The organism is Mesorhizobium sp. Root552 (assembly GCF_001427285.1).
Taxonomy (GTDB): Bacteria; Pseudomonadota; Alphaproteobacteria; order Rhizobiales; family Rhizobiaceae; genus Mesorhizobium.
On sequence record NZ_LMFV01000035.1, the window covers coordinates 1 to 20,157 of the forward strand.

The following is a 20,157-nucleotide window of genomic DNA, read 5'->3' on the forward strand; positions in this document are numbered from 1 at the left end:
ACTTCAACTATATCGGCGACGTTTTATCGGGCGATTTCGGCATTTCGCTGCAACGCCGACCCTTCCAACATGCGGTGCAGCTTGGTTGCGGACGTGCTCGTTACATGAAGCTTGCCACCGTCCCGCGCAGCAATCCGCAGTTCCAGCTTATCGCCGTCAAACACCGCTCCCGAGGGGTTTTGGACGTAGACGAAAGCCATGCCAGGCTGCCGCTCGTCTAAAAAGAGAGGAGTGGTGAAATGCAGTGGAAATCGTTGGCTCCGTTGCATAAGATGCGTTTTCCCCAGGCGGTCAGCGGCAAATTCTAGATCAAGTAGGCCGGACGAACGTACCATGTCCGATCAATGAACCCCGCAACCGAAAAGGGCATCAGTTTTCATGGCTTTGAAAACCTCCACAGCTCCCTCCGGCGAACGCAAATTGGTGTAAATGGTCGGCCTTTGAGGGCGATTGATCTGAACGTCATGACGGATGCGGTCGAGATCAGCCCCCACATGCGGAACCAGGTCAATCTTATTGACGACAAGGAGATCGGCTTGGAGCATTCCAAGCCCCCGCTTGCGCGGTATATCGTCGCCAGCGGCGCAATCGATCACGAAAATCCAGTAGTCGACGAGCTCCGAGGAGAACGTTGCCGCCAAATTGTCGCCGCCACTCTCAATCAAAATCAAATCGAGCGGATTCTCGCGTTCCAGGGTGTCGGCAGCCTGAATGTTTACCGAAGGGTCTTCCCTGATCGCGGTATGAGGGCATGCGCCGGTTTCAACGCCGATAACCAGCGTTTCCTCGATGAGGCCACTCGCCTTGACCCGCAACGCGTCCTCCAGGGTGACCAGGTCATTGGTGATGACCGCAGGCTTCAGCCCCGCCTCGTGGATAAGAGGCAGGAGACGCTCGATAAGCCTCGTCTTCCCGGAGCCCACCGGCCCCCCGATGCCGATACGCACGGCTTTTGCAGACATGAATCGCTCCTATTTCAATGTGTAGAGAGGCCCAAGCGGCAGTTTGGTGGCGGGCAGCGACGTGCAATGTTCACCGTCCACTTCCACTTGGTAGGTTTCGGGATCGACCGTTACTCTTGGAGCTTTGTCGTTCCAAAGCATGTGTTTCTTGGAAAGCTTTCGGGTTCCGGAAACAGCCACGCATCGTGATCGCAGTTCCAGCTTTCCGGCAATGTCGTGGTCGAGTGCCCGCTGCGACACGAAGCGTACCGAAAGCGATTGGACGGCGCGTCCGAACGAGCCCCACTGAGGCCGGTAGCGCAGCGGCTCGCAGCAATTGAGTGACGCGTTCGCCTCACCCATCACTGCCATAACCGGAAAGCCCGACTTGAAGACGGCCTCCGGCTTGATGCCGAACAGCCCCGGCTTCCAGAAAACGAGGTCGGCCAGCTTGCCGGGTTCGAGCGAGCCAACATATTTGTCCACGCCAAACATCCGCGCGGGATTGATGGTGTACTTGGCGATAAAGCGCTTGATCCGGGTATTGTCATTACCACGACCGCTATCCTCCGGCAGAGCCCCGCGCTGTATCTTCATACGTGACGCTGTCTGCCACGTACGAGCGATTGTTTCGGCAATGCGGCCCATGCCTTGGGAATCGGAACCGATGGCGCTGATTGCGCCGATATCGTGCAACACGCCTTCCGCGGCAATAGTTTCGTGCCGAATCCGGGATTCGGCAAAGGCAATGTCTTCGGGCAATCTCGGATTCAGGTTATGACTGACCATCGCCATGTCGAAATGCTCGTCGAATGTATTGATGGTGTAAGGGTTGGTCGGGTTGGTCGACGAAGGCAGCACGTTTTCGAAGCCGCACACCTTGATGATATCGGGCGCATGCCCTCCGCCAGCCCCTTCGACATGGTAGGCATGGATGGTGCGGCCATTGATGGCCTTCAAGGTCCGCTCTAAAAAACCGAACTCATTGAGCGTGTCGGTGTGCAATTGGATTTGCACATCCGCTTCATCAGCAGCTACCAATGCAGAATGGATCGCAGCGGTTGTCGCACCCCAATCCTCGTGAATTTTCAATCCGGCAGCCCCAGCGTCGAGTTGCTCGAGAAGGGGGTCGCTACTGTCTGACGCAGCCTTTCCAAAGAAGCCGAAGTTAACAGGAAAGACCTCAGCAGCCTGAAGCATGAGTCCAAGATTGACCGTGCCGGTGGAGGCGATCGGAACCGTTGTGGCTCCAAGCCCGCCGCCGAACAAAGTGGTGATGCCGCTGGACAGCGCCTCTTCGCACTGACCCGGGTCGATGAAATGAACGTGGCAATCGAGCCCCCCTGCCGTGACGATCAGGCCCTCCGCTGCGCGAACATCGGTGTTGGTGCCGACGATTAATCTTGGGTCCACCCCATCCATGATCCGCGGATCTCCGGCCTTGCCAATGCCGGCGATCAGGCCATCCTTAATCCCGATGTCCGCTTTGATTATCCCGAGGACTGGATCGATGATCGTGGCGTTGGTGATGACGAGATCGAGCGCCCCGCCCGCCGCGGTGATGTGGCCATGACAGCCAGTGCCCACTCTTATGGTTTTTCCAGCTCCGAACACGAGCTCGTCGCCCGGCACCAAAAGATCTCGCTCGACTTCCGCCCAAAGTTCGGTGTCAGCGAGACGCACCCGGTCTCCGGTCGACGGTCCGTACAACTCGACATATTGACGACGCGACAGAAGCTTAGCCATTTTGGGCTCCCCTGAAACCTTCGGCCGCTGCGCGTGCGATTGCCCTGTGTTTTACCTCCGGATCGTCCAGGAGACCTTCCGTCAGGCTGTTGAGCCCCTCCACGCGTCGGTCGCCTCCAATGGCAACAAGATCCACGGTTTTCTCATCCCCTGGCTCGAACCGAACCGTCGTTCCAGCTGGAATATCAAGACGGAAGCCGAACGCTGCAACCCTATCGAAATCCAACTCGGGGTTTACCTCAAAGAAGTGGAAATGAGAGCCGATCTGAATGGGGCGGTCGCCCATGTTGCGAACGACGACCTGTGTGGTCGCGCGACCCACATTGATTTCTATCCCGTCTTCCGCCAAGCGGTAGCAACCCGGCTCCTCTTCCTCTTCGACATCCTGTGGTGGGCTTACGGGGTCATGCACACAGACGAGCTTTTGGCCGTCTGGGAACATAGGTTCGACCATCAGCATTTCGAGCAACGATACGACGCCCGACTGAACTTCCTCAGCGTTCAGTATGGTGCGGCCAAATGCCATTAATTCCGAAACGGACTTCCCTTGCCTAGCTCCCTCATGGATAGCGTCGGCTATTATCGCCCTCGCCTCCGGTAAGTTTAGTCTCAGTCCGCTGGCCCGGCGGCGCCGTGCCAGTTCGGCTGCGACAAAAACCAGAAGCCTGTCACTTTCTTTTTTGGTCAGGTACACTGGATATCCTCCGAACTTCGAAACTAATTAAGAGTGATCAAAGGCTTATATGCGCTAGGATTTTTGCATGGGTATCCGGATCCTGGGTATTTCCAGACCCGGATATTTCGCCTTTATCCAGAAGGACGTATTTATCGGAAACGGCGCAAGTGAAGGAAAGGTTCTGCTCAACCAGCAGAACGGCGAGGCCCAGACGATCCCTCTCCGCTTGGATGATCTTGACGAGGTTGGAAATTACCGATGGCTGCAGACCCTCGCTTATCTCGTCGATCAGAAGAACCTTGGCTCCCACGGCCAGTGAGCGCGTCATCAGAAGCATCTTCTGTTCGCCGCCACTTAGCGTCCCGGCTTTTTGCCGCAAGCGATCCAGCAGGAACGGAAAGCAACGGCTGATCGTGTCCCTTGCCTCGCTCCAGTCCGCCGAACCACGCAATGCCAAACGAATATTCTCCTCGACCGTAAGATCCTGAAACAACGCCTTTTCCTGCGGTATGTAAGCTACGCCAAGCCGAGCAATTTGATGGGGCTTGCCGTCGCTGACCGATTGCCCGGAGAGCGAAACGGTGCCGGAAAACTTGGGCAGGTATCCCATGATTGATTTGAGAAGCGTGGTCTTGCCCATACCATTCTTGCCAACCACAGCAAGAATTTCACCGCGGTCGATCGTCAAATCGACGTCGCGGACCACGGGGGCCTGCCCGTACCCCGTGGTGAGGCCCTTCAAAGCGAGCACTGTTTCCGTCATAGTCAACTCTCCTCAGTGCCCAGACCCAGCGTAGACCGATTTGACAAGCTCGGAATTCACCACCTCATCAACCGATCCATTAAGAACAATCCGGCCTTGGTGCAGAACAATCACCCGTGAAGAAATCTCTCGGACGAAATCCAGATCATGCTCCACCAGCAGGATGCAGAGTTGTTCCGTTTTGGCAAGTTCGGTCAGGATCGTTCCAATAAGCGTACGCTCAGCCTTAGTAAGGCCAGCTGTGGGCTCGTCCAGAAGAATGACCTTGGGCTCGAGAGCGAGAACCATCGCCAACTCCAAAGCTTGCTTCTTTCCGTGCGACAGCACTTGCGCAGGCACGTCCAGGTCGTTATCCAAGCCGGTCGCCCGGATAATATGCAAAGCAGACTGCGGAAGGCTGCAGACACCTGATTTTTGCCATTTAGATAAGCCATCGAGACGAGCTCGCGCGATCTGAAGGCATTCCCCCACGGTCAGCGTGTCGAAAACATTGGCCATCTGGAATTTACGGCCGACGCCAAGACGCACACATTGGTTCGGTGGACGATGCCCTATGTCCACACCGGCGACTGATATCGCGCCGCTGCTGCGCTTCAGACCGTCTGCGATACAGGTCATAAGCGTGGTTTTTCCGGCTCCATTGGGTCCAACGAGGCTGACAATTTCGCCATAGGTAGCTTCAAAATCGATACCGGACAGGACCTCGAGACTACCGAAGCGTTTTTCGACACCGCTCACAACAAGTGCTGCTCCTCCATCTTCGCTAGTCGCGGTGGAGCTACGTTCGTTCGCTTGGCGCAGCTGCATCGGTGCGCGCTCCTTCGGATGCGCCGTGATGACGAGCCTGCGAAGCCAATTCATGGAATTCGAAACCACCGGCAGGAGGCCGCGTGGCAAGGCTACGATGACCGAAACGAAAATGACGCCTATGACCAGTTTCCATATGAACGGGAAGTCGCCCTGGAGGTGTGCGCTCGCATAGTCAATGATAAGTGTGCCGATAACAGGTCCAAACAACGTGCCCCGTCCGCCCAGCGCTACCCAGATCAGAAGCTCCGTTCCGAACACAAAGCCAGCAATCTCCGGTGCAACCACCATCGTATAATTAGCATACATCCATCCGGCGATTGCACCTATTCCCGCACAGATGAGAAAGATGACCGCTTTGATCTTCGATGTGTTCAAGCCGAGATACTGGCAACGCTGCTCGTTTTCCCGGATGGCAACCAGAAGCTGCCCGGCATCACTGCGCGTGTAAAGCCATGCCGCGCTTGTCAAAATGACCAGCCAAGCTCCGACAACCCAAAACCAGGCTTCAATACTGAGAGGAACGGTCTCGAAACCGGTAAGACCGCTGCTGGACCCCGTGAAGGTTCCACCGGAAAATAGGAGTTGCGTGACAACAATCGGCAAGACAAGAGTGATAACCGAAGCATATAGATCAGTTGCGCCATGCCAAAAGGCAAGAAACGCAACCAATCCTGCCATCGCCACGGCGACCGCGATACCGACTACAAGAGCAGCAAAAGCCAATTCGGCGGAAAATCCCTGATAGGTAAATATCAGGGCGGTGACATAAGCTCCTGTCTACAGGCCATGATTGNGCGCCATGCCAAAAGGCAAGAAACGCAACCAATCCTGCCATCGCCACGGCGACCGCGATACCGACTACAAGAGCAGCAAAAGCCAATTCGGCGGAAAAACCCTGGTAGGTAAATATCAGGGCGGTGACATAAGCKCCTGCCGCAAAAAATGCCGACTGCCCGAAAGTCAAAACTCCAAGGTAACCCCAGAGAATATCGACGGAAAGAGCGATAGACGCRTATATCATCGATCTTACAAGAACGTTGACCGAATACGCGTCTATAAAGAAAGGCGTAACGCCAACACCAATCAAAGCTATGGCTGCTACAACGACCATCCTCGTGAGCGGGCTCGCCCGTGGCCGAAGGCGATGCGCTTCGCCCCATTCCTTCACGTTTACATCACTCATAAGAAAACCCCTGCGGTCGAATACGGAGAATTACAGCGGCAAGAGCCGCAATTGTCATGCCGCCCAGAACTGCCCCGAAATAACCACTTACAATCACCTGCGCCCCGCCCAACACAACACTTGCGATGGCTAAGCTATAAAGAGATGAGCCCGATACAAGCACAAGCATGAAGGCGCTCATCAGCCAGGCTGTGCCCATATCCGGATAGACGCTCGATAGAGGCGTTATCAAAGCGCCGGCAACCGCGGCCAAACCAGAGCCAAGGGTAAATGTAACAGTGCGAACGAGCCCGCTATTTATTCCGAGTCCGCGCGCAAGATCTTCATTCATGATAACAGCGCGCGTAGAGAGACCTAATGATGTACCCTTGAGTATCAAGGTCAAACCAAGGCCCAGCAGTAACGCGAGAACGGTTAGTACCAGCCTGTAGGTCGAATATGACTCACCAACGAGACTGACGACACCCCGGACCGGAGGCTCAGCGAAATGAACACCACGGTCGAAGACAAGAGTGATGATCTGCCCGATGATGATACTCAGCCCCCATGTGGCCAGGATAGTATCGAGCGGCCGATTGTATAACGACCGTACAACAACACGCTCCATACCGAGACCAACGATCGCACCGAAGACCGCCGCCAGAGGAATGCCTATCCAAGGGTTCAACCCCATTGCTGTGGCAATAACGGCGGCGTATCCGCCAAGCGCCATCAATCCGCCGTGCGCGAAGTTGATAAGCTTCATAACGCCGAATACGAGGAGCAACCCCAAGGCCACAATGTATAATATTGCGGCGGTTGTGATGATGTCTAGTAACGTTGGAATCATCTACGTCTCCGAGATTCCCATACCGGGAACAGTAAAAATTCCATCCGAATGGGGAGAGCGCCCATTCCTACTTGCCCTTTAGTTTTATTTAGGCGAAACGACAATGTGATCTGGAACAGATAGGCGATATGTCATGTATGCCGTCTATTTAGATCAGGACATTGCTCGTCAGGATCGCTCTACATTTCGGGCGCGATTTGATGATATTCGTAATGCCTTGAGCATCTCACTGAGTGAGATACATTGTCAGCGGAGCGTGCCGTTGCCTCGACACCTGCACCGGACCTCTAGGATCATCAAAGGTTACTTCATTCAAAAGCCTTGACCACTGCGTCCATAGCTCAGTCGCGGCAAACAATACCAAAATTCTCTTTAGCGCTGTTCTCATTGCGTTCCCCTTTACGGCTCTCACCTCCTTCGAGGGCTAAGACCGAATATGGACAGAGCCGTCGTCGACAGTGAAATGATGTTTCAGTTTTTGAGATGACGCGTGCCGCATGGGCGTACTAGCCGGTACTAGCTCCGGGAGTTACGCTAGGCACCAAATTTGGGCAGCTAACCCGCCGCCTCTGAAAGGCTCGCACACATCCAAAACATCGTCAATGATAAACGTATTTTTTTGTTGCTAAAATTTACCGTACCATTGTCGCGTACGCGTGATCAATAGAGCCCCTGTCGCGCTGCGCTTAAATGTGAGATTGTGCCGGCTTCTTGCGATCGCTGCACCTAATGGTGAGATTCGATGCCACTGAGTCTCAATTCAACTGCAGTGGGGAGCTTCTCGTAACCGACATACCAGCGCCTATCGAAGCGAACCGCGTATAGTGGGCGCCCAGCGTTTGGTGCTGGAGTTCGGCAACCAGTTTCGGACCTTCTTGATAGACGATTGAGATACCCGCGAGCAGTGCTATGCGGAGGCCGATCGGCAAGATGGGTCTTGCAATAGTTGGTCGTGGGAGGCCCTGCTCGGCCACACGCTCATCGAAACCTTGGACGACGGCGCCAAGGACGGTGGAGTGATCTATCGATACCTCATGGCGAAAGGGCTTCGGACATCGCCGCACGAGCAGCAATCGGACGATATCGATCGGCGATGCCCAACCGGCAGCTGATCCCCTCAGCGCCTGATCGATGAGCCGTTCACCGTGAAGGGCATCTTCCCAGAGACCCTCGAATGACAGTGACGAGCTTGTCAGCGCCGAGGCTGCGTCTCTTTTGTCTTGTTGCCGTTGTCCGCAGACAGGGCAGGTTATCCGCCAACCCTCGGTCCAGCTTCGCTGCACCGCAGTTGTTGCGCCCTGCCCTCTGTTTTGTTCGGCACAGGCGAAGCAACTTTGAATAGCGCATGGCGCGACGAGCCGTGCTGCTGAACTTGGGAAGCCTGATGTGGTCATTGCCAAAATTGCAGACGAGTGGGTTCGAAACAGCCTCGCAATGTGGCCGGCGTCGGTTGGCCCCAGCTTTGTATCGGTCAGCCGCAAAGATTTTGCTTCCGGAATGGCATGACGAAGCATTGTGAGCGGGGAGACGCCATAGAAACCGGCATGGCGCGCAATCCATGACGACAGGAGCTCATCCGGCACAGGTTTGAGAATGACCGGAAGCGCGCTCGTGCTGCCGAGTTCTCGGTTCATGCATACGCTGTTTCGGCGCCGACTGGCGGCGACCAGCTTTCCACCGCTTCATCGGTGATGTGCTCGATGCCGCTCTCAATCGAATCGGCCGCTAGGCTCGTAATCGCCTGGAAAATATTTGCAGTGATGCCGCCGCTGATCTGCAGAATTCGGCGCAGAGATTTCGGCGTCAGCACTGTCGGTCGGCGGAGCGGCATATTCCTCAATATGGACGAAACCAGCGCTTCGAACTGTTCGTTGGCCGCCCATCGGTTCAAGGTCAACTCGCTGAACCGGCGGGCAAGCTGAACGTCGCCGCTTATCGCCTCGCGGGCTTCGGTAACGCCGAAGCACACCAGTGAGATCTGAAGCCGATTGCTCAGAAACCGCAGCGTGTTCAGCACGACCCGCTGTTCTCGGTATGAGCCGGCGAGAATGTTGTGTATTTCGTCGATGACCAGAACCTGGACGCCGACCGTTTTCAGAAGTCGCAACGCCGCCTGCTCCATCTGTACAATGTCGGCGCGGGGTGCCTGTGGTGCGCCAAGGGCAGCCAGAATTTCGGCATATAAACGCCGCTCGCCCGGCTTGCCGCTCATTTCGATAGCCAGAACCGGCATAGTCTGTACGCCGGTCGTCGGATCAAAAGATGCCGGATTATTGTCGCAGAATTTCTCCATGATCATCGTCTTGCCCATGCCGCTGTCGCCGTAGATCGCGATCGAGGGCATGCGCGTGCCGCGAGGGTGATCGAGAAGCAAATTGAGGCGATCGAGCGCCTGCTTGGCGCGCGGATAGAATATCCAGCGGCGAGCCTTGATTGCGCGAACGCGTAGAATGTCGGGCTCGCCGAGGAAGTCTTTGGCCGCTTGCGTCAGATGGATGTTATCCAGGGTCAACGGCTCAATCCAGATCTTCGACGGAGGCAACAGGTTTGCTTGAATCCACGCCGCGAAGCGAGCCCAGTTCATCGTCATCCACATTCGGTTTCGGAAGCCGCTGCCGCCCCTGTGTCTTGAGTTTCGCCTCCTGGATCAGTTCTCGCTGGGCAAGCGCTGTACGAACAAGGACATGCATGTCGATTTCGCGCTTGCCCTCAGCGTTGAGTTTGCGCCGTGCAGCCTGAGCCTCCCACAATGTAATCGGCGCAAGCGTCACATCGGCATAGCGCGCCTCCACAAAGTTGCCTGAGGGACGCCTGACAAAAACGCGCGACAGATCGCGGGGGTCGTATTTCACAATCAGGCGGGCTTTGGTCCGTCCAAGGTCGGCGGACAGAGCGGGCGACCAGTAGCGGATATGGAAGAGATGGATGCCGGTCGGTCGCAACGTTCTCTCTGTCTCCGGCAGGAACGAGATCCAGAACTGCATACGGTCTTTCGGCAGACGCAACACCAACTCATTCTCATGCTGCCGCCAGACCGCAATCGGCGGCCGACGCAGTGCGCCATGGATAGCATGATGGTACTGCCCGACGATCTCGAGTGCGATGTAGCGCTCCAGCTCACGCAGTGTCAGTGCGGCATGGCATTTGGCATCATACTCGCGCCTTTCCTCGATGCTGCTGGAGGTCGATCCCGGCAGCAGGTGAACCGCGCCCATCTGCGTACCGATCAACCGTTCGACGTGGCCGCCGAAATGGGGAGTTCCCGGCGGCCGCCAATCGAGCTTTATGCCATTGTCCCGGCAAGCGCGTTCGAATGCACGACTCCGGAAGTCAGAGCCGTTGTCGACATGGATCGTGCCAGGAAGCCCGGCCACTGGCCAAGCTTCATGGATCTCCCTCTCCTGCAACCACGCGGTCTTGTCGAAGACCGAGTGCAGTATGCATAAGCTTGTCGACAATCGCGAGGGCGCCCCCATCGTCAGATAGAAGCCCACAACCATCCGAGAAAAGATGTCCAATGCCAGTGTTAGCCACGGACGTCCGAGCGGCTGACGCGTGTCTTCGTCGACCACGAATACGTCGACCTTGGTATGGTCGATTTGAACGAGCTCAAGCGGCCGCGACGCCGAAAAACTTCCCGGCGTAGCGGTTGTTGCTTTGACGACCTCGCTCTCGCCGCGCTTACGCCCCCTCACCTGCAGATCGATCTCTTCCACGCGGGATTTGATGGTGCGCCAATTTGGGGGAGCAAGACCGGCCGTGGTGCAGTCGATCTGGACCTCGCGAACCAACCGGGCGAAGGATGGGCGTTCCGGTTTGAGATAAAAGCCTTCGATCGTTCGACGCACAACGGCTTCTCGATCTTTGTCGAGCGCACGATGTCCTTGGCGCCGCCCGCGCTTTCGGTCCATCAGTGAACTTACAGTGCCACCTGCTCGAAACAGCTTGATCATCCTGTAGAGAGTGGCCCGGCTGAGATCCAGTTCCCAGGCCAGATCCGCTACGGCCTGACCGTTCAGGCTTTTTGGATAGCGCTCCAAGAGGCCGCGGATAGCCTCTTCGCGCCGACACGCCTCATTCCAGCGCGCCATTTCCTCGTAACTCTCGGTATCGTCGCTCATGCAGCCTGCAAAGAACTCACGCCAAACGTTAGGCGGGCAAAATCTCACAATAAGTGCAGTGAGCCAAGGGCGAATCTCATTTTAAATACAAATTCTCAATTTAAGTACACGACTAAATCATTGAAAACGCTCACAGCGGAGTCTCGTCAATGAATACAGTGCGACAGCCCCTCATTCGCATGCCGGCGCGGGATTGGTGGAGGTGTATTCTGCTTTCCTAGCGCGATCTTTCGTTTAACCTGCCTTCCAGTTAAGAATCGAGATCGCCCAAGCGCTGACCTTATCCAGAAGAATTGAAAAAAATAGCGTTCCATGCCGGCAGAGATAGAGCATCTGCGGCCGCCGGATTATGGACGCCGATTTTGTTGTAGAGGCTCCTAAACTGACGGTGATTTCCTAGATACCCATCGTGGCTGCGATTTGTAGATTGGTCCATCCCTTCGCCATTTCGGCTGCGCAGCACCGCAACCCGTCGCGGGTTGATAGTCTGAGCGAACTCGGCAGGTGTCAGCCAGCCGAGGCCAGAATGTGGTCGATGATCGTTGTAATCGCTGCGCCAGGTTGAAAGCGCTGAGCGAGCATGGGTCAGTGACGAGAAGAGGGTTTCATTCAAGAATTCGTCTCGCAGCCGTCCATTGAAGCTTTCGATGAAAGCGTTCTGGATGGGTTTTCCGGGTGCGATGTAGTGCCAATCCACCTTGGTCCGATCCGTCCATTGCAGGATCGCGTTGCTGGTGAATTCGCTGCCATAGCACCTACGGAAGGAAGAGAGGGAGCCGCCGAGACGACGGTGCGCGCAGCTTTTCGCTGCAGGCGCGCACCGGTCGAGGTGGCCATGGTCAGTCAAGGTTTCTCTAGAATGTGAGTGTTCACAACCCATTCCGGAGAGACCGACCATGACCGTTGCAGATTCTACACCCGCCGATGCCGTGCTGGTAGCGATCGACATTGCCAAGGTGCGCAATGAGGTTCTGATCGAAGCATCAGGGCAAAAGCGCCGCCGTCGGCTTTCGGTCCTCAACAGCCGTGCTGAGCACGACCGGCTGATCGATGTTCTGCTGGCGTATGGCCGATCCGTAGTGGTCTGCGCCTTTGAGGCGACGGGGAACTATCACCGGCCCATTGCCTGGCGTCTGGCTGAGGCCGGTTTCGAGGTGCGGCTGGTGTCGTCACTGGCGCTCGCCCGGACCCGGGAGGCCTTGCACAACAGCTGGGACAAGAACGATCCCAAGGATGCGCAGGTGATCCTGCACATGCTGAGGATCCGAGCGACGCAGGTCTACCACGATCCGCTGCGCGTCGGCATCAACGACGTGCAGGAACTGTCGAAGACGCATGAGGCGATCGCCAGGGCCAAGACCGAGATCCAGCACCGCATCCTGACGCATTACCTGCCGCTGTATTTTCCCGAGATCGAGCGCTTCCGGGGAAACAGCCGCAGCGATTGGTTCTTCGCCTTCCTCGATGCCTTTCCGACGCCGGCAAGCATCACGGCGCTGACGAAGGAGGAGTTCGTCAAAGCAGCCTGGGATGTCGTCGGCCGCAAGGTCAGCAAGACGCAGATTCTCATGGATATTTACCAGACGGCGCGTACATCGATTGGACTGCCGTTGCCGCTTGACGCTCCTGCCATTCGCATGTTCCGGATGGTCATTGCCGAAGCACGTAGCCTGATCCGGCAACGCAATGCGATCGAAGCCCAGGCCGACGAACTGCTGCGGCACAGCCAGGATTATCAGCTCCTGCGGCAAATCCCCGGCATCGGGCCGATCAATGCACTGACGATCATCGCCGAAGCCGGAGATCTTCGCCGCTTCCACCACCATCGCCAGTTTCTCAAGTTCTGCGGACTGGATCTGTCGACCCAGCAGTCCGGCCAATATCGCGGCCAGACCCGGCTTTCGAAGTTTGGCAATGCCAGGCTGCGCCGCACCCTATGGATCGCCGGGCAGGTTGCCATCCGCCAGCGTGAGAACGGCTTCCGGCACAAGTTCGAACGCTACATCGCACGAGATCGCGACAATCCCAATCTGCGCCGCAAGGCGATGACCGCTATTACCGCCAAGATGGCGCGCGTCGTGCACGCCGTCGTCAAAAGCGGTTCCGATTACCGGCCCTTCGTCGAGGGGCGGGTGCCAGGTGGAAGAACCTCTGTCAGCTAGGGCCGTGAGGGCATCGGTTCGATGACCCTGTAGATAATGTTCGGGTCTTCCACCTGGATCAGAAGCTCGTGTTGAGGACGGTGAGGGCCGCCATCACGCGTACCCTGTGTTTGCTATGGACGAGACCTTTTCCCTTGCCGGTGGAAGCCGCCTGGTTCGACCATCCGACTTGACCAGCGTCACGCAGCGAGAGCATGCTGGCGAACAGAGAGACTTTGACCGTCTGCTCCATTTCCTTCCGCTCTTAGGACGTTGTCACTGACGATCATCCTGGGTTTGCCGCGTTCCTCGATGATCCGGTCAAGCTCACGGGCAACCCGCAAGCCGGAAAGCGATGTATCGGCGATGAGCCCCAGGCATTCTCTGGTGCAATCGTCGACGACCGTAAGAACCCGGAACCTGCGCCCATCGGTGAGTTGATCCGACACGAAGTCCAGCGACCAGCGATCATTGGCTGCCATCGGGATCAGCATCGGTGCGCGTGTGCCGATCGCTCGCTTGCGGCCGCCGCGCTTGCGCACCGTCAGCTTCTCCTCCCGATAGAGCCGGAAGAGCCGCTTGTGGTTCACAAGGTGGCCCTCGCGCCTGAGCAGCACATGAAGGCGTCGATAACCGAAGCGGCGGCGCTCATGTGCCAATGCCTTCATTCGCTCCCGAAGGTCATGGTCGTCGATACGGCTGCTTTCGTAACGAACCGTCATCCGGCAAACGCCGATGGCTTTACACGCCCGCCGTTCGCTCATCCGATGTTGGTTCATCAGGTGAGCGACAGCGTTCCGCTGGGCTGCGGGCGTCACCACTTCTTTCCCAAAAGGTCCTTCAAAGCAGCATTGTCGAGCATCGCGTCCGCCAGCAACCGCTTCAGCTTCGTGTTCTCGTCCTCCAGCGTCTTTGACCTGCCACTGAGTTTTTCCTCCATCTGAGATTAGAGTCCGGCCCTTGATCGAAGGACGGACTGATGAAGCGAAAGCGATTTACGGAAGAGCAGATCATTGCGGTTCTGCGCGAGCATGAGGCGGGCGCGAAGGCTGGCGATCTGGCTCGCAAGCACGGGGTTTCCGAGGCGACGCTGTATAACTGGAAGGCGAAGTATGGCGGGATGGACGTGTCCGACGCCAAACGCCTGAAGGCCCTGGAAGACGAGAATGCGAAGCTGAAGAAGCTGCTCGCCGATCAGATGCTGGAAGCCTCGGCGCTGCGCGAGCTTCTGTCAAAAAAATGGTAGGGCCCGCCGCCAAGCGCGAAGCCGTCGCGCATCTGCAGGCCGTCATGGGCCTGTCGGAGCGTCGGGCCTGTTCCTTCGTCGGTGCCGATCGCAAGATGATCCGCTACCAGTCAAGGCGCCCGGCCGAGATGGGATTGCGCACCAGGTTGCGCGATCTTGCCAACGAGCGCCGACGCTTCGGCTATCGGCGGCTGTTCATCCTGCTTAGGCGCGAAGGCGAGCCGTCGGGGATCAATCGCATCTATCGGCTCTACCGTGAGGAAGGGCTGACCGTGCGCAAGCGTCGGACACGTCGGCGAGCCGTGGGCACCCGAGCGCCGATCCTGGTCCAGGCTCGGCCAAATGCACGCTGGTCGCTGGATTTCGTGCACGACCAGTTCGCCTGCGGGCGGCGCTTTCGTGTGCTGAACATCGTCGATGACGTGACCCGGGAGTGTCTGGCCGCGATCCCGGACACTTCGATCTCCGGCCGCCGTGTCGCTCGCGAACTGACGGACCTGATCGCCGAGCGCGGCAAGCCGGACATGATCGTCTCCGACCACGGCACGGAGTTCACATCGAACGCAATCCTCGCCTGGTCGAAGGATCATCGCGTCGAGTGGCACTACATCGCGCCGGGCAAGCCGATGCAAAACGGCTACGTCGAATCCTTCAACGGCCGGATGCGCGACGAGCTTTTGAACGAAAGCCTGTTTTTCGGCCTCGACCACGCCCGAAGCGCCATCGCCGAGTGGAGGGAGGATTTCAACACCGCGAGACCCCATTCCTCGCTCGGCTACCAGACCCCGGCGGCCTTCGCCGAGGTTATCGCCGCAACCGGCTCCAACACTGCGCCGATTGCTCAACCCACGCCAAACGGCGTAACAGAAACGGTCGAGGCTCTAATCGCCGCTGGATGACAGTTCAGTGGCAGGTCACCCTTTCGAGACTAACGTCTCAATACCCGACCATTCCGTTGCGTGATGGAACATAGCCGCTCACCTCAACAATCTGCGGCCTGAAGCGGCGCATTAATAATATGTGGCAACGATGTCCGTCGGATCAAATATTCGAATCTATCCATACATTTTTGAACGAATTCCAATCTTGACTTGGATTGCAAAACCCTTTGACTCGCGGGTGATAACAAACGTTGCCACGCCGCAAATTTAGTACTGGTAGCACCGGTAAATCGTCCATAATTTGTTTATTGGCTCGCCGATAGAGCTGGAGTCGCTGAAGGTCATCCTGTGATCGCCGTGCTTTGTCCAACAAGTTGTCAACTGTTGGATTAGAATAATATCCTGCGTTGAACCCATGCGGCGAGCTATTTCGTGAATGCAGCACCTGGTCCAGCCAAACATCGCAAGACATACCCCAACTCATATGCGAAACACCGACGCCATCCGGCAAACCAGATCGCCATTGGTGGCAATAAGAAATCCAATCCTCTGTCCACACGATTTCCGCGCCATACCCAACCGCTTCCAGACTCGTAGCAAGATAGTCGCAGATCCGAACAGTATCCCCCCCGCCGGCCTTTGCCGACATGATGTGCAAACGCCAATTGGAAGCTACACCTGCTTCCTTCAAAAGTTGCCGTGCACGTTCCGGATCATATTCATAAGGAAAACAGTACGTTCCATCAAAGGCTGGCGAGGCCGGAGGCAACATGCCGGATGCGGCAACTGTATGTCCCTTGAAAATGTCGTTGCAAAGCGCATCGCGGTCGAGCGCATGCGCGATTGCATGACGGACGCGAACGTCACAAAGAACGGGATCTCGCATATTAAAAATAAAGTACCAAACATGAGGTACTTGGCCGTCGACAACAACAAAGCCACGTCGCTTCAACTCATCAAGATCGGTTCCCTCAAGACCATAAGCCAAATCGGCTTCTCCGTTGAGCAACGCTTCATACCGATCTTCCGATTTCGGGTAGGGTTTAAATTCGATCCCATCTAGCCTAGGGACTCCCCCCCAATAGTCGTTGTTGCCAATCAGCCGGACTCCACTGCCGAAACGCGTTGAAAAGCGACAATCAAACCGAAACGGGCCAGTACCTGGCGCACGATCCGCGATACCCGCGTTTCCATGAATTTTCAGTGCTTGTGGGCTGAGATAGACATGCGCACCGGGTGCATCCTCTTGCGTCATGTATCGAAGAAACTCTGGAAAAGGTTCCTCCAGCGTCATCAGGACCGACAGTGGGTCGAGGACTTCCACCGATTTTAATGCTTCAAGACCAATCCTGTTATAATCTGCTGCCACAGGGGAATATTGAGGAGCCTGGGGATTCCACATGCGTTCTATATTGAACCGTACCGCCTCCGCGTCGAACCGACATCCATCGTGAAATCGCACTCCGTCTCGCAAGCGAAATAAGTATTGAAGTCCGTCATTGGAGATTTCAACCGAAGTGGCAAGCGCGGGAATGAGTCGTGTCGGGTTGGCCGCCTCATCCTCCAGATCGTCCTCAAAAAGACTTTCGAACACCTGCTGAACCACTCTGCCGGTAGTCCACCCGCCAAATGAAGTGGGCGGATCAATGGCGTCGACCTCCCAGTCGAGGGCTACACGGAGAGTAGACTTAGGAAGATTTTCATGCTTTCTCATAGTTTTCTTTCGTTTTAGCTATCCGCAGGGCGCCGCTACATTCCAAATTCACCAACGCGCAAGCGTGGAGAACTCTCATGCGCGACGATGTTGGTTATCTATCTGCTAGATTTTGGAGAATTTGACGTTGAGCCTAGAGCGATCCTGGTTTTCACTGAATTGTCAGAACCGCTCTAGGAAGGCATTTCGGTCAACACGTTTGTACGGGCGGAAAAATTCCTTGGTCCAACGAAGTGTCAAGGTATGCGAATTAAAGATCAGGACATTGCTCGCCCGGATCTACATTTGGCTCTGTCTTAATAATTTTAGTATCGCCCTGAGCATTCACCTGAGCGAGATACATTGTCAGCGGTGCATGGCGCTGCTTCGACATTTGTATTGGACCTCTCGGACCATCGAAAGTGACTTCGCTCAGAGCCTTTACAACAGCATCGGTGTCCGTTGTGCCGGCTTTTGCGACAGCTAGGGCATAGAGATGAATGGCATCATATTGAGGGACCGAGAGTTCGCTCGCGGTTTTTGTCTCGGCCCCAAATTTGTCCTTTAATGCTTTCAGAAACTTCGCGTTACTCTCAGAATCGATGCTGGTGTAGTATGTGCCACCGAGATAAATACCTTCTGCATCAGCACCCAAGCTTTTTGCAGTACCTTCATCGAGTGCATAATTCCCGTACAATGCGGTCACACCAGCTGATCGCAGTTGCTTCGTAAACGTGACATTCGGCGCGCCGGCTGCTGTCGACGTTATAATGGCGTCTNGCATAATTCCCGTACAATGCGGTCACACCAGCTGATCGCAGTTGCTTCGTAAACGTGACATTCGGCGCGCCGGCTGCTGTCGACGTTATAATGGCGTCTGGATTGGCCTCACGGATTTTGCTGATAATCGACGTCCAATCGCTCGCGTCGATCGGATTATATTCTTCTCCGACGACGGTGCCGCCCTTCTCCGTGATGTACTTGTTAGTGTCGCCTAGGAGGCCACGGCCAAAGGCGTAGTCGTTTCCAACCAGGAAGAATGTTTTGGCACCCTTATCTTTCATAAAGGCGTCGACCATGAGAGACACCATCTGCTGTGGTACCCAAGCATCAATATGTTGATATTTGTTGCAAGACCCACCCTCATAGAACGAAGTATAGATATAGGGGATTTTTCCTCTAGTGATGATCGGTAGCCCTGCGTTTCTGGCCGMACTTGGTTCCGATGAAATTATGACATTAACTTTCTTTTGAAACACGAGAKAGTCATACGCTTTCTGGGCTCCCGCGGCACTCGAGGCACTGTCGGCAAGTTCCATGGCGAACTTCCTGTTCAACACTCCTCCGGCGTCATTAATTTCTGAAATTGCAATCCACGGTGGAAAGCAAGGCAAGCGTTTCCTGCCACGCGTTGTCGATCGGTTCGGGAGCAANAGTCATACGCTTTCTGGGCTCCCGCGGCACTCGAGGCACTGTCGGCAAGTTCCATGGCGAACTTCCTGTTCAACACTCCTCCGGCGTCATTAATTTCTGAAATCGCAAGCTCCATTGCCTGCAACACTGCGGGGGCGGTGACACTGTTTGCACCACTTAATCCCCCTGGTATACCCAATACAATTGGATCGTCTTCAGCAACAGCTCCTCCGATCGAAAATGCAGTTACAGCAAACAATACCAGAGCTTTCTGTAGTGATGTTCTCATTGCGTTCCCCTTATTGATCTTTCACCTCCTTCGAGGCTGCGCCAAATGCGGACAGCAGCCATCGTCGGTCATGACATGATGTTGTTGCGCGCCACGCAACCAAATCGACAGGAAAGCCTGCGGGTCTCGAACTTGGCGCTGATGTTGCAGTGGCTAGCCCGCCACTGAGAGAGAAAGCTTGCACATAACCAAAATGACGTCAATATTAGTTTTCGGGTTCTGGCAGGCGACTGTTGTTGCCCCTGAATGATCGGACACGATCACGGTTGGGTTTGCTCTGCGATGAACTCGCAGGGTGAACGATAGCCGAGTGCTTTGTGGGGATGAAGAGTGTTGTAACGCTCGATCCACAAAGGAAGGTTTTCCATTACGGTTCTGGCGTCCGGCAGGGTGAGATGCGGATGTAGTCGCGCTTCATGGCCTACGAAGGCCTCTGCCATGCCGTTTGACTGCGGGCTCCGTACCGGGCGTTGTCCTCGGCTCCAGTCCGATGTCGCGCGCCATCGCTCTGGTTTCGCAGGCGATGTACCCGATCGTTTTCGGAGAGCCACTCGATCGTTTGCGCCAAGCGATTGACTTGTCCGTAGCGGCTTTCGACGGCGGTTGCTCTGAACCCACAGAATTGGACCGTTCATAATTGGAGTTTTCCGCGCTAGCTTTCCTGGCTGGGGGAGCGGAGAACGATGAAGGCATCGAGGTTTTCGGACGCGCAGAAGGCGTTCATTCTGAAGCAGGGGGCAGACGGGATTCCGGTTGCGGAGATTTGTCGCCGCGCCGGGATTAGTCAAGCGACCTACTTCAACTGGAAAAAGAAATACGACGGGCTGCTGCCGACGGAGATGAAGCGGCTGAAGCGGCTCGAGGACGAGAATGCCAAGCTACGGAAACTCGTCGCCGACCTGTCGCTGGACAAGGAGATGCTCCAGGACGTCATCCGCCGAAAACTGTAAGGCCTGGTCGCAAACGCGAGCTGGTGGCGGAGACGTGTGCTGATTGGAACGTGTCGATCCGGCGGGCCTGCCGGGTTCTGGAGTTCGACACTTCGACCTATCGCTACAAGTCCCGCCGCCGCGACCAGGCCGGCATCGAGGCTCGGATCAAGGACATCTGCGCAACGCGGGTTCGCTACGGCTACCGGCGTATTCACGTGATGCTCAAGCGCGAAGGCTGGGACATCAACATGAAGCGAACCTATCCTATTTACAGGGATTTGGGTCTTCAGCTCCGGAACAAGACGCCGAAGCGGCGGGTCAAGGCGAAGCTGCGGGAAGACCGTTGCGAAGCCACGCGGCCCAACGAGACCTGGGCGATGGACTTCGTCCACGACCAGTTGGACGCCTCGAACTACCCGGATTTCGGCGCTGGTAGGACGGAGATGAGGTCTGGCGCGGCCTGATGCGCGGCGATTGCTTCGGTTTTGGTCTT

General features: G+C 56.1%; 14 protein-coding genes and 8 pseudogenes. 4 read left to right on the plus strand and 18 right to left on the minus strand.

Translation table 11 applies throughout. From position 1 onward, the window contains the following. Positions 1-23: 23 nt before the first annotated feature. The 12 genes and pseudogenes from ASD50_RS24305 to ASD50_RS23165 all read right to left on the minus strand — a co-directional run. A complete protein-coding gene (locus ASD50_RS24305) occupies positions 24-335 on the minus strand; it encodes an urease accessory protein UreD (RefSeq protein ID WP_082549672.1) in 312 nt (103 codons plus the stop codon). A gap of 6 nt (positions 336-341) precedes the next feature. After that, on the minus strand, positions 342-962 hold the full coding sequence (gene ureG / locus ASD50_RS14440; protein ID WP_056242613.1) for an urease accessory protein UreG: 621 nt from the start codon (positions 960-962) through the stop codon (positions 342-344). Positions 963-971: 9 nt separating this feature from the next. Then, complete coding sequence (gene ureC / locus ASD50_RS14445; RefSeq protein ID WP_056242614.1) at positions 972-2,687, minus strand: urease subunit alpha; 1,716 nt, start codon at positions 2,685-2,687, stop codon at positions 972-974. Beyond that, a complete protein-coding gene (locus ASD50_RS14450) occupies positions 2,680-3,381 on the minus strand; it encodes an urease subunit beta (RefSeq protein WP_056242616.1) in 702 nt (233 codons plus the stop codon). Before ASD50_RS14450 ends, ureC begins: the two co-directional genes overlap by 8 nt. A gap of 37 nt (positions 3,382-3,418) precedes the next feature. Further along, complete coding sequence (locus ASD50_RS14455; protein ID WP_056242618.1) at positions 3,419-4,126, minus strand: ABC transporter ATP-binding protein; 708 nt, start codon at positions 4,124-4,126, stop codon at positions 3,419-3,421. Positions 4,127-4,138: 12 nt separating this feature from the next. Further along, the gene (locus ASD50_RS24310) at positions 4,139-5,659 is read right to left on the minus strand and encodes a branched-chain amino acid ABC transporter ATP-binding protein/permease (protein ID WP_056242620.1); all 1,521 of its coding nucleotides are present in this window, start codon (positions 5,657-5,659) and stop codon (positions 4,139-4,141) included. Between the two features lie 71 nt (positions 5,660-5,730). Beyond that, positions 5,731-6,119 (minus strand): annotated as a pseudogene (locus ASD50_RS24315) (ABC transporter permease subunit); the annotation flags it as partial. Then, complete coding sequence (locus ASD50_RS14465) at positions 6,112-6,948, minus strand: branched-chain amino acid ABC transporter permease (RefSeq protein WP_056242622.1); 837 nt, start codon at positions 6,946-6,948, stop codon at positions 6,112-6,114. The pseudogene ASD50_RS24315 and the gene ASD50_RS14465, both read right to left, overlap by 8 nt. 755 nt (positions 6,949-7,703) lie before the next feature. Then, on the minus strand, positions 7,704-8,582 hold the full coding sequence (locus ASD50_RS14470) for a TniQ family protein (protein WP_056242624.1): 879 nt from the start codon (positions 8,580-8,582) through the stop codon (positions 7,704-7,706). Continuing rightward, the gene (locus ASD50_RS14475; protein WP_056242642.1) at positions 8,579-9,460 is read right to left on the minus strand and encodes a TniB family NTP-binding protein; all 882 of its coding nucleotides are present in this window, start codon (positions 9,458-9,460) and stop codon (positions 8,579-8,581) included. Before ASD50_RS14475 ends, ASD50_RS14470 begins: the two co-directional genes overlap by 4 nt. 4 nt (positions 9,461-9,464) lie before the next feature. Continuing rightward, on the minus strand, positions 9,465-11,069 hold the full coding sequence (locus ASD50_RS14480; RefSeq protein ID WP_056242627.1) for a Mu transposase C-terminal domain-containing protein: 1,605 nt from the start codon (positions 11,067-11,069) through the stop codon (positions 9,465-9,467). A 454-nt stretch (positions 11,070-11,523) separates the two neighbouring features. Beyond that, positions 11,524-11,817, minus strand: a pseudogene (locus tag ASD50_RS23165) (integrase core domain-containing protein); the annotation flags it as partial. Between the two features lie 148 nt (positions 11,818-11,965). Between ASD50_RS23165 and ASD50_RS14485 the strand changes: the two are divergent. Next, positions 11,966-13,256: pseudogene (locus ASD50_RS14485) on the plus strand (IS110 family transposase). 226 nt (positions 13,257-13,482) lie between these two features. Here the strand turns inward: ASD50_RS14485 and ASD50_RS14490 are convergent. After that, positions 13,483-14,129: pseudogene (locus tag ASD50_RS14490) on the minus strand (DDE-type integrase/transposase/recombinase); the annotation flags it as partial. A gap of 60 nt (positions 14,130-14,189) precedes the next feature. Between ASD50_RS14490 and ASD50_RS23905 the strand changes: the two are divergent. Both ASD50_RS23905 and ASD50_RS14505 read left to right on the plus strand, forming a co-directional pair. Further along, positions 14,190-14,342, plus strand: a pseudogene (locus ASD50_RS23905) (transposase); the annotation flags it as partial. Next, positions 14,309-15,355: an IS3 family transposase gene (locus tag ASD50_RS14505; protein WP_244484540.1), complete on the plus strand. Its 1,047-nt coding sequence runs from the start codon at positions 14,309-14,311 to the stop codon at positions 15,353-15,355. The pseudogene ASD50_RS23905 and the gene ASD50_RS14505, both read left to right, overlap by 34 nt. A 142-nt stretch (positions 15,356-15,497) precedes the next feature. On the opposite strand, the gene ASD50_RS22590 is transcribed toward ASD50_RS14505, so the two are convergent. From ASD50_RS22590 to ASD50_RS24320, 5 genes and pseudogenes are all read right to left on the minus strand, one after another. After that, positions 15,498-17,051, minus strand: coding sequence for an ABC transporter substrate-binding protein (locus ASD50_RS22590; RefSeq protein WP_082549676.1), 1,554 nt, complete (start codon positions 17,049-17,051; stop codon positions 15,498-15,500). A gap of 250 nt (positions 17,052-17,301) precedes the next feature. Further along, positions 17,302-17,736 (minus strand): ABC transporter substrate-binding protein, encoded by a 435-nt coding sequence (locus ASD50_RS23910; RefSeq protein WP_413813895.1) that lies wholly within the window; start codon positions 17,734-17,736, stop codon positions 17,302-17,304. 74 nt (positions 17,737-17,810) lie between these two features. After that, positions 17,811-18,463: pseudogene (locus ASD50_RS23915) on the minus strand (ABC transporter substrate-binding protein); the annotation flags it as partial. Position 18,464: 1 nt separating this feature from the next. Then, a pseudogene (locus ASD50_RS22600) lies at positions 18,465-18,732 on the minus strand (ABC transporter substrate-binding protein); the annotation flags it as partial. Positions 18,733-18,992: 260 nt separating this feature from the next. Beyond that, a complete protein-coding gene (locus tag ASD50_RS24320; protein WP_082549678.1) occupies positions 18,993-19,367 on the minus strand; it encodes an integrase core domain-containing protein in 375 nt (124 codons plus the stop codon). Positions 19,368-19,415: 48 nt separating this feature from the next. Between ASD50_RS24320 and ASD50_RS22610 the strand changes: the two are divergent. Then, positions 19,416-20,065, plus strand: a pseudogene (locus ASD50_RS22610) (transposase); the annotation flags it as partial. Between the last annotated feature and the right edge of the window lie 92 nt (positions 20,066-20,157).

Bases quoted from the DNA above. Each gene is read 5' to 3' on its own strand.
- ASD50_RS24305 (WP_082549672.1), bottom strand. From the start codon at position 335: ATGGTACGTTCGTCCGGCCTACTTGATCTAGAATTTGCCGCTGACCGC.
- ureG (WP_056242613.1), bottom strand. From the start codon at position 962: ATGTCTGCAAAAGCCGTGCGTATCGGCATCGGGGGGCCGGTGGGCTCC.
- ureC (WP_056242614.1), bottom strand. From the start codon at position 2,687: ATGGCTAAGCTTCTGTCGCGTCGTCAATATGTCGAGTTGTACGGACCG.
- ASD50_RS14455 (WP_056242618.1), bottom strand. From the start codon at position 4,126: ATGACGGAAACAGTGCTCGCTTTGAAGGGCCTCACCACGGGGTACGGG.
- ASD50_RS14465 (WP_056242622.1), bottom strand. From the start codon at position 6,948: ATGATTCCAACGTTACTAGACATCATCACAACCGCCGCAATATTATAC.
- ASD50_RS14470 (WP_056242624.1), bottom strand. From the start codon at position 8,582: ATGAACCGAGAACTCGGCAGCACGAGCGCGCTTCCGGTCATTCTCAAA.
- ASD50_RS14480 (WP_056242627.1), bottom strand. From the start codon at position 11,069: ATGAGCGACGATACCGAGAGTTACGAGGAAATGGCGCGCTGGAATGAG.
- ASD50_RS22590 (WP_082549676.1), bottom strand. From the start codon at position 17,051: ATGAGAAAGCATGAAAATCTTCCTAAGTCTACTCTCCGTGTAGCCCTC.
- ASD50_RS24320 (WP_082549678.1), bottom strand. From the start codon at position 19,367: ATGAACGGTCCAATTCTGTGGGTTCAGAGCAACCGCCGTCGAAAGCCG.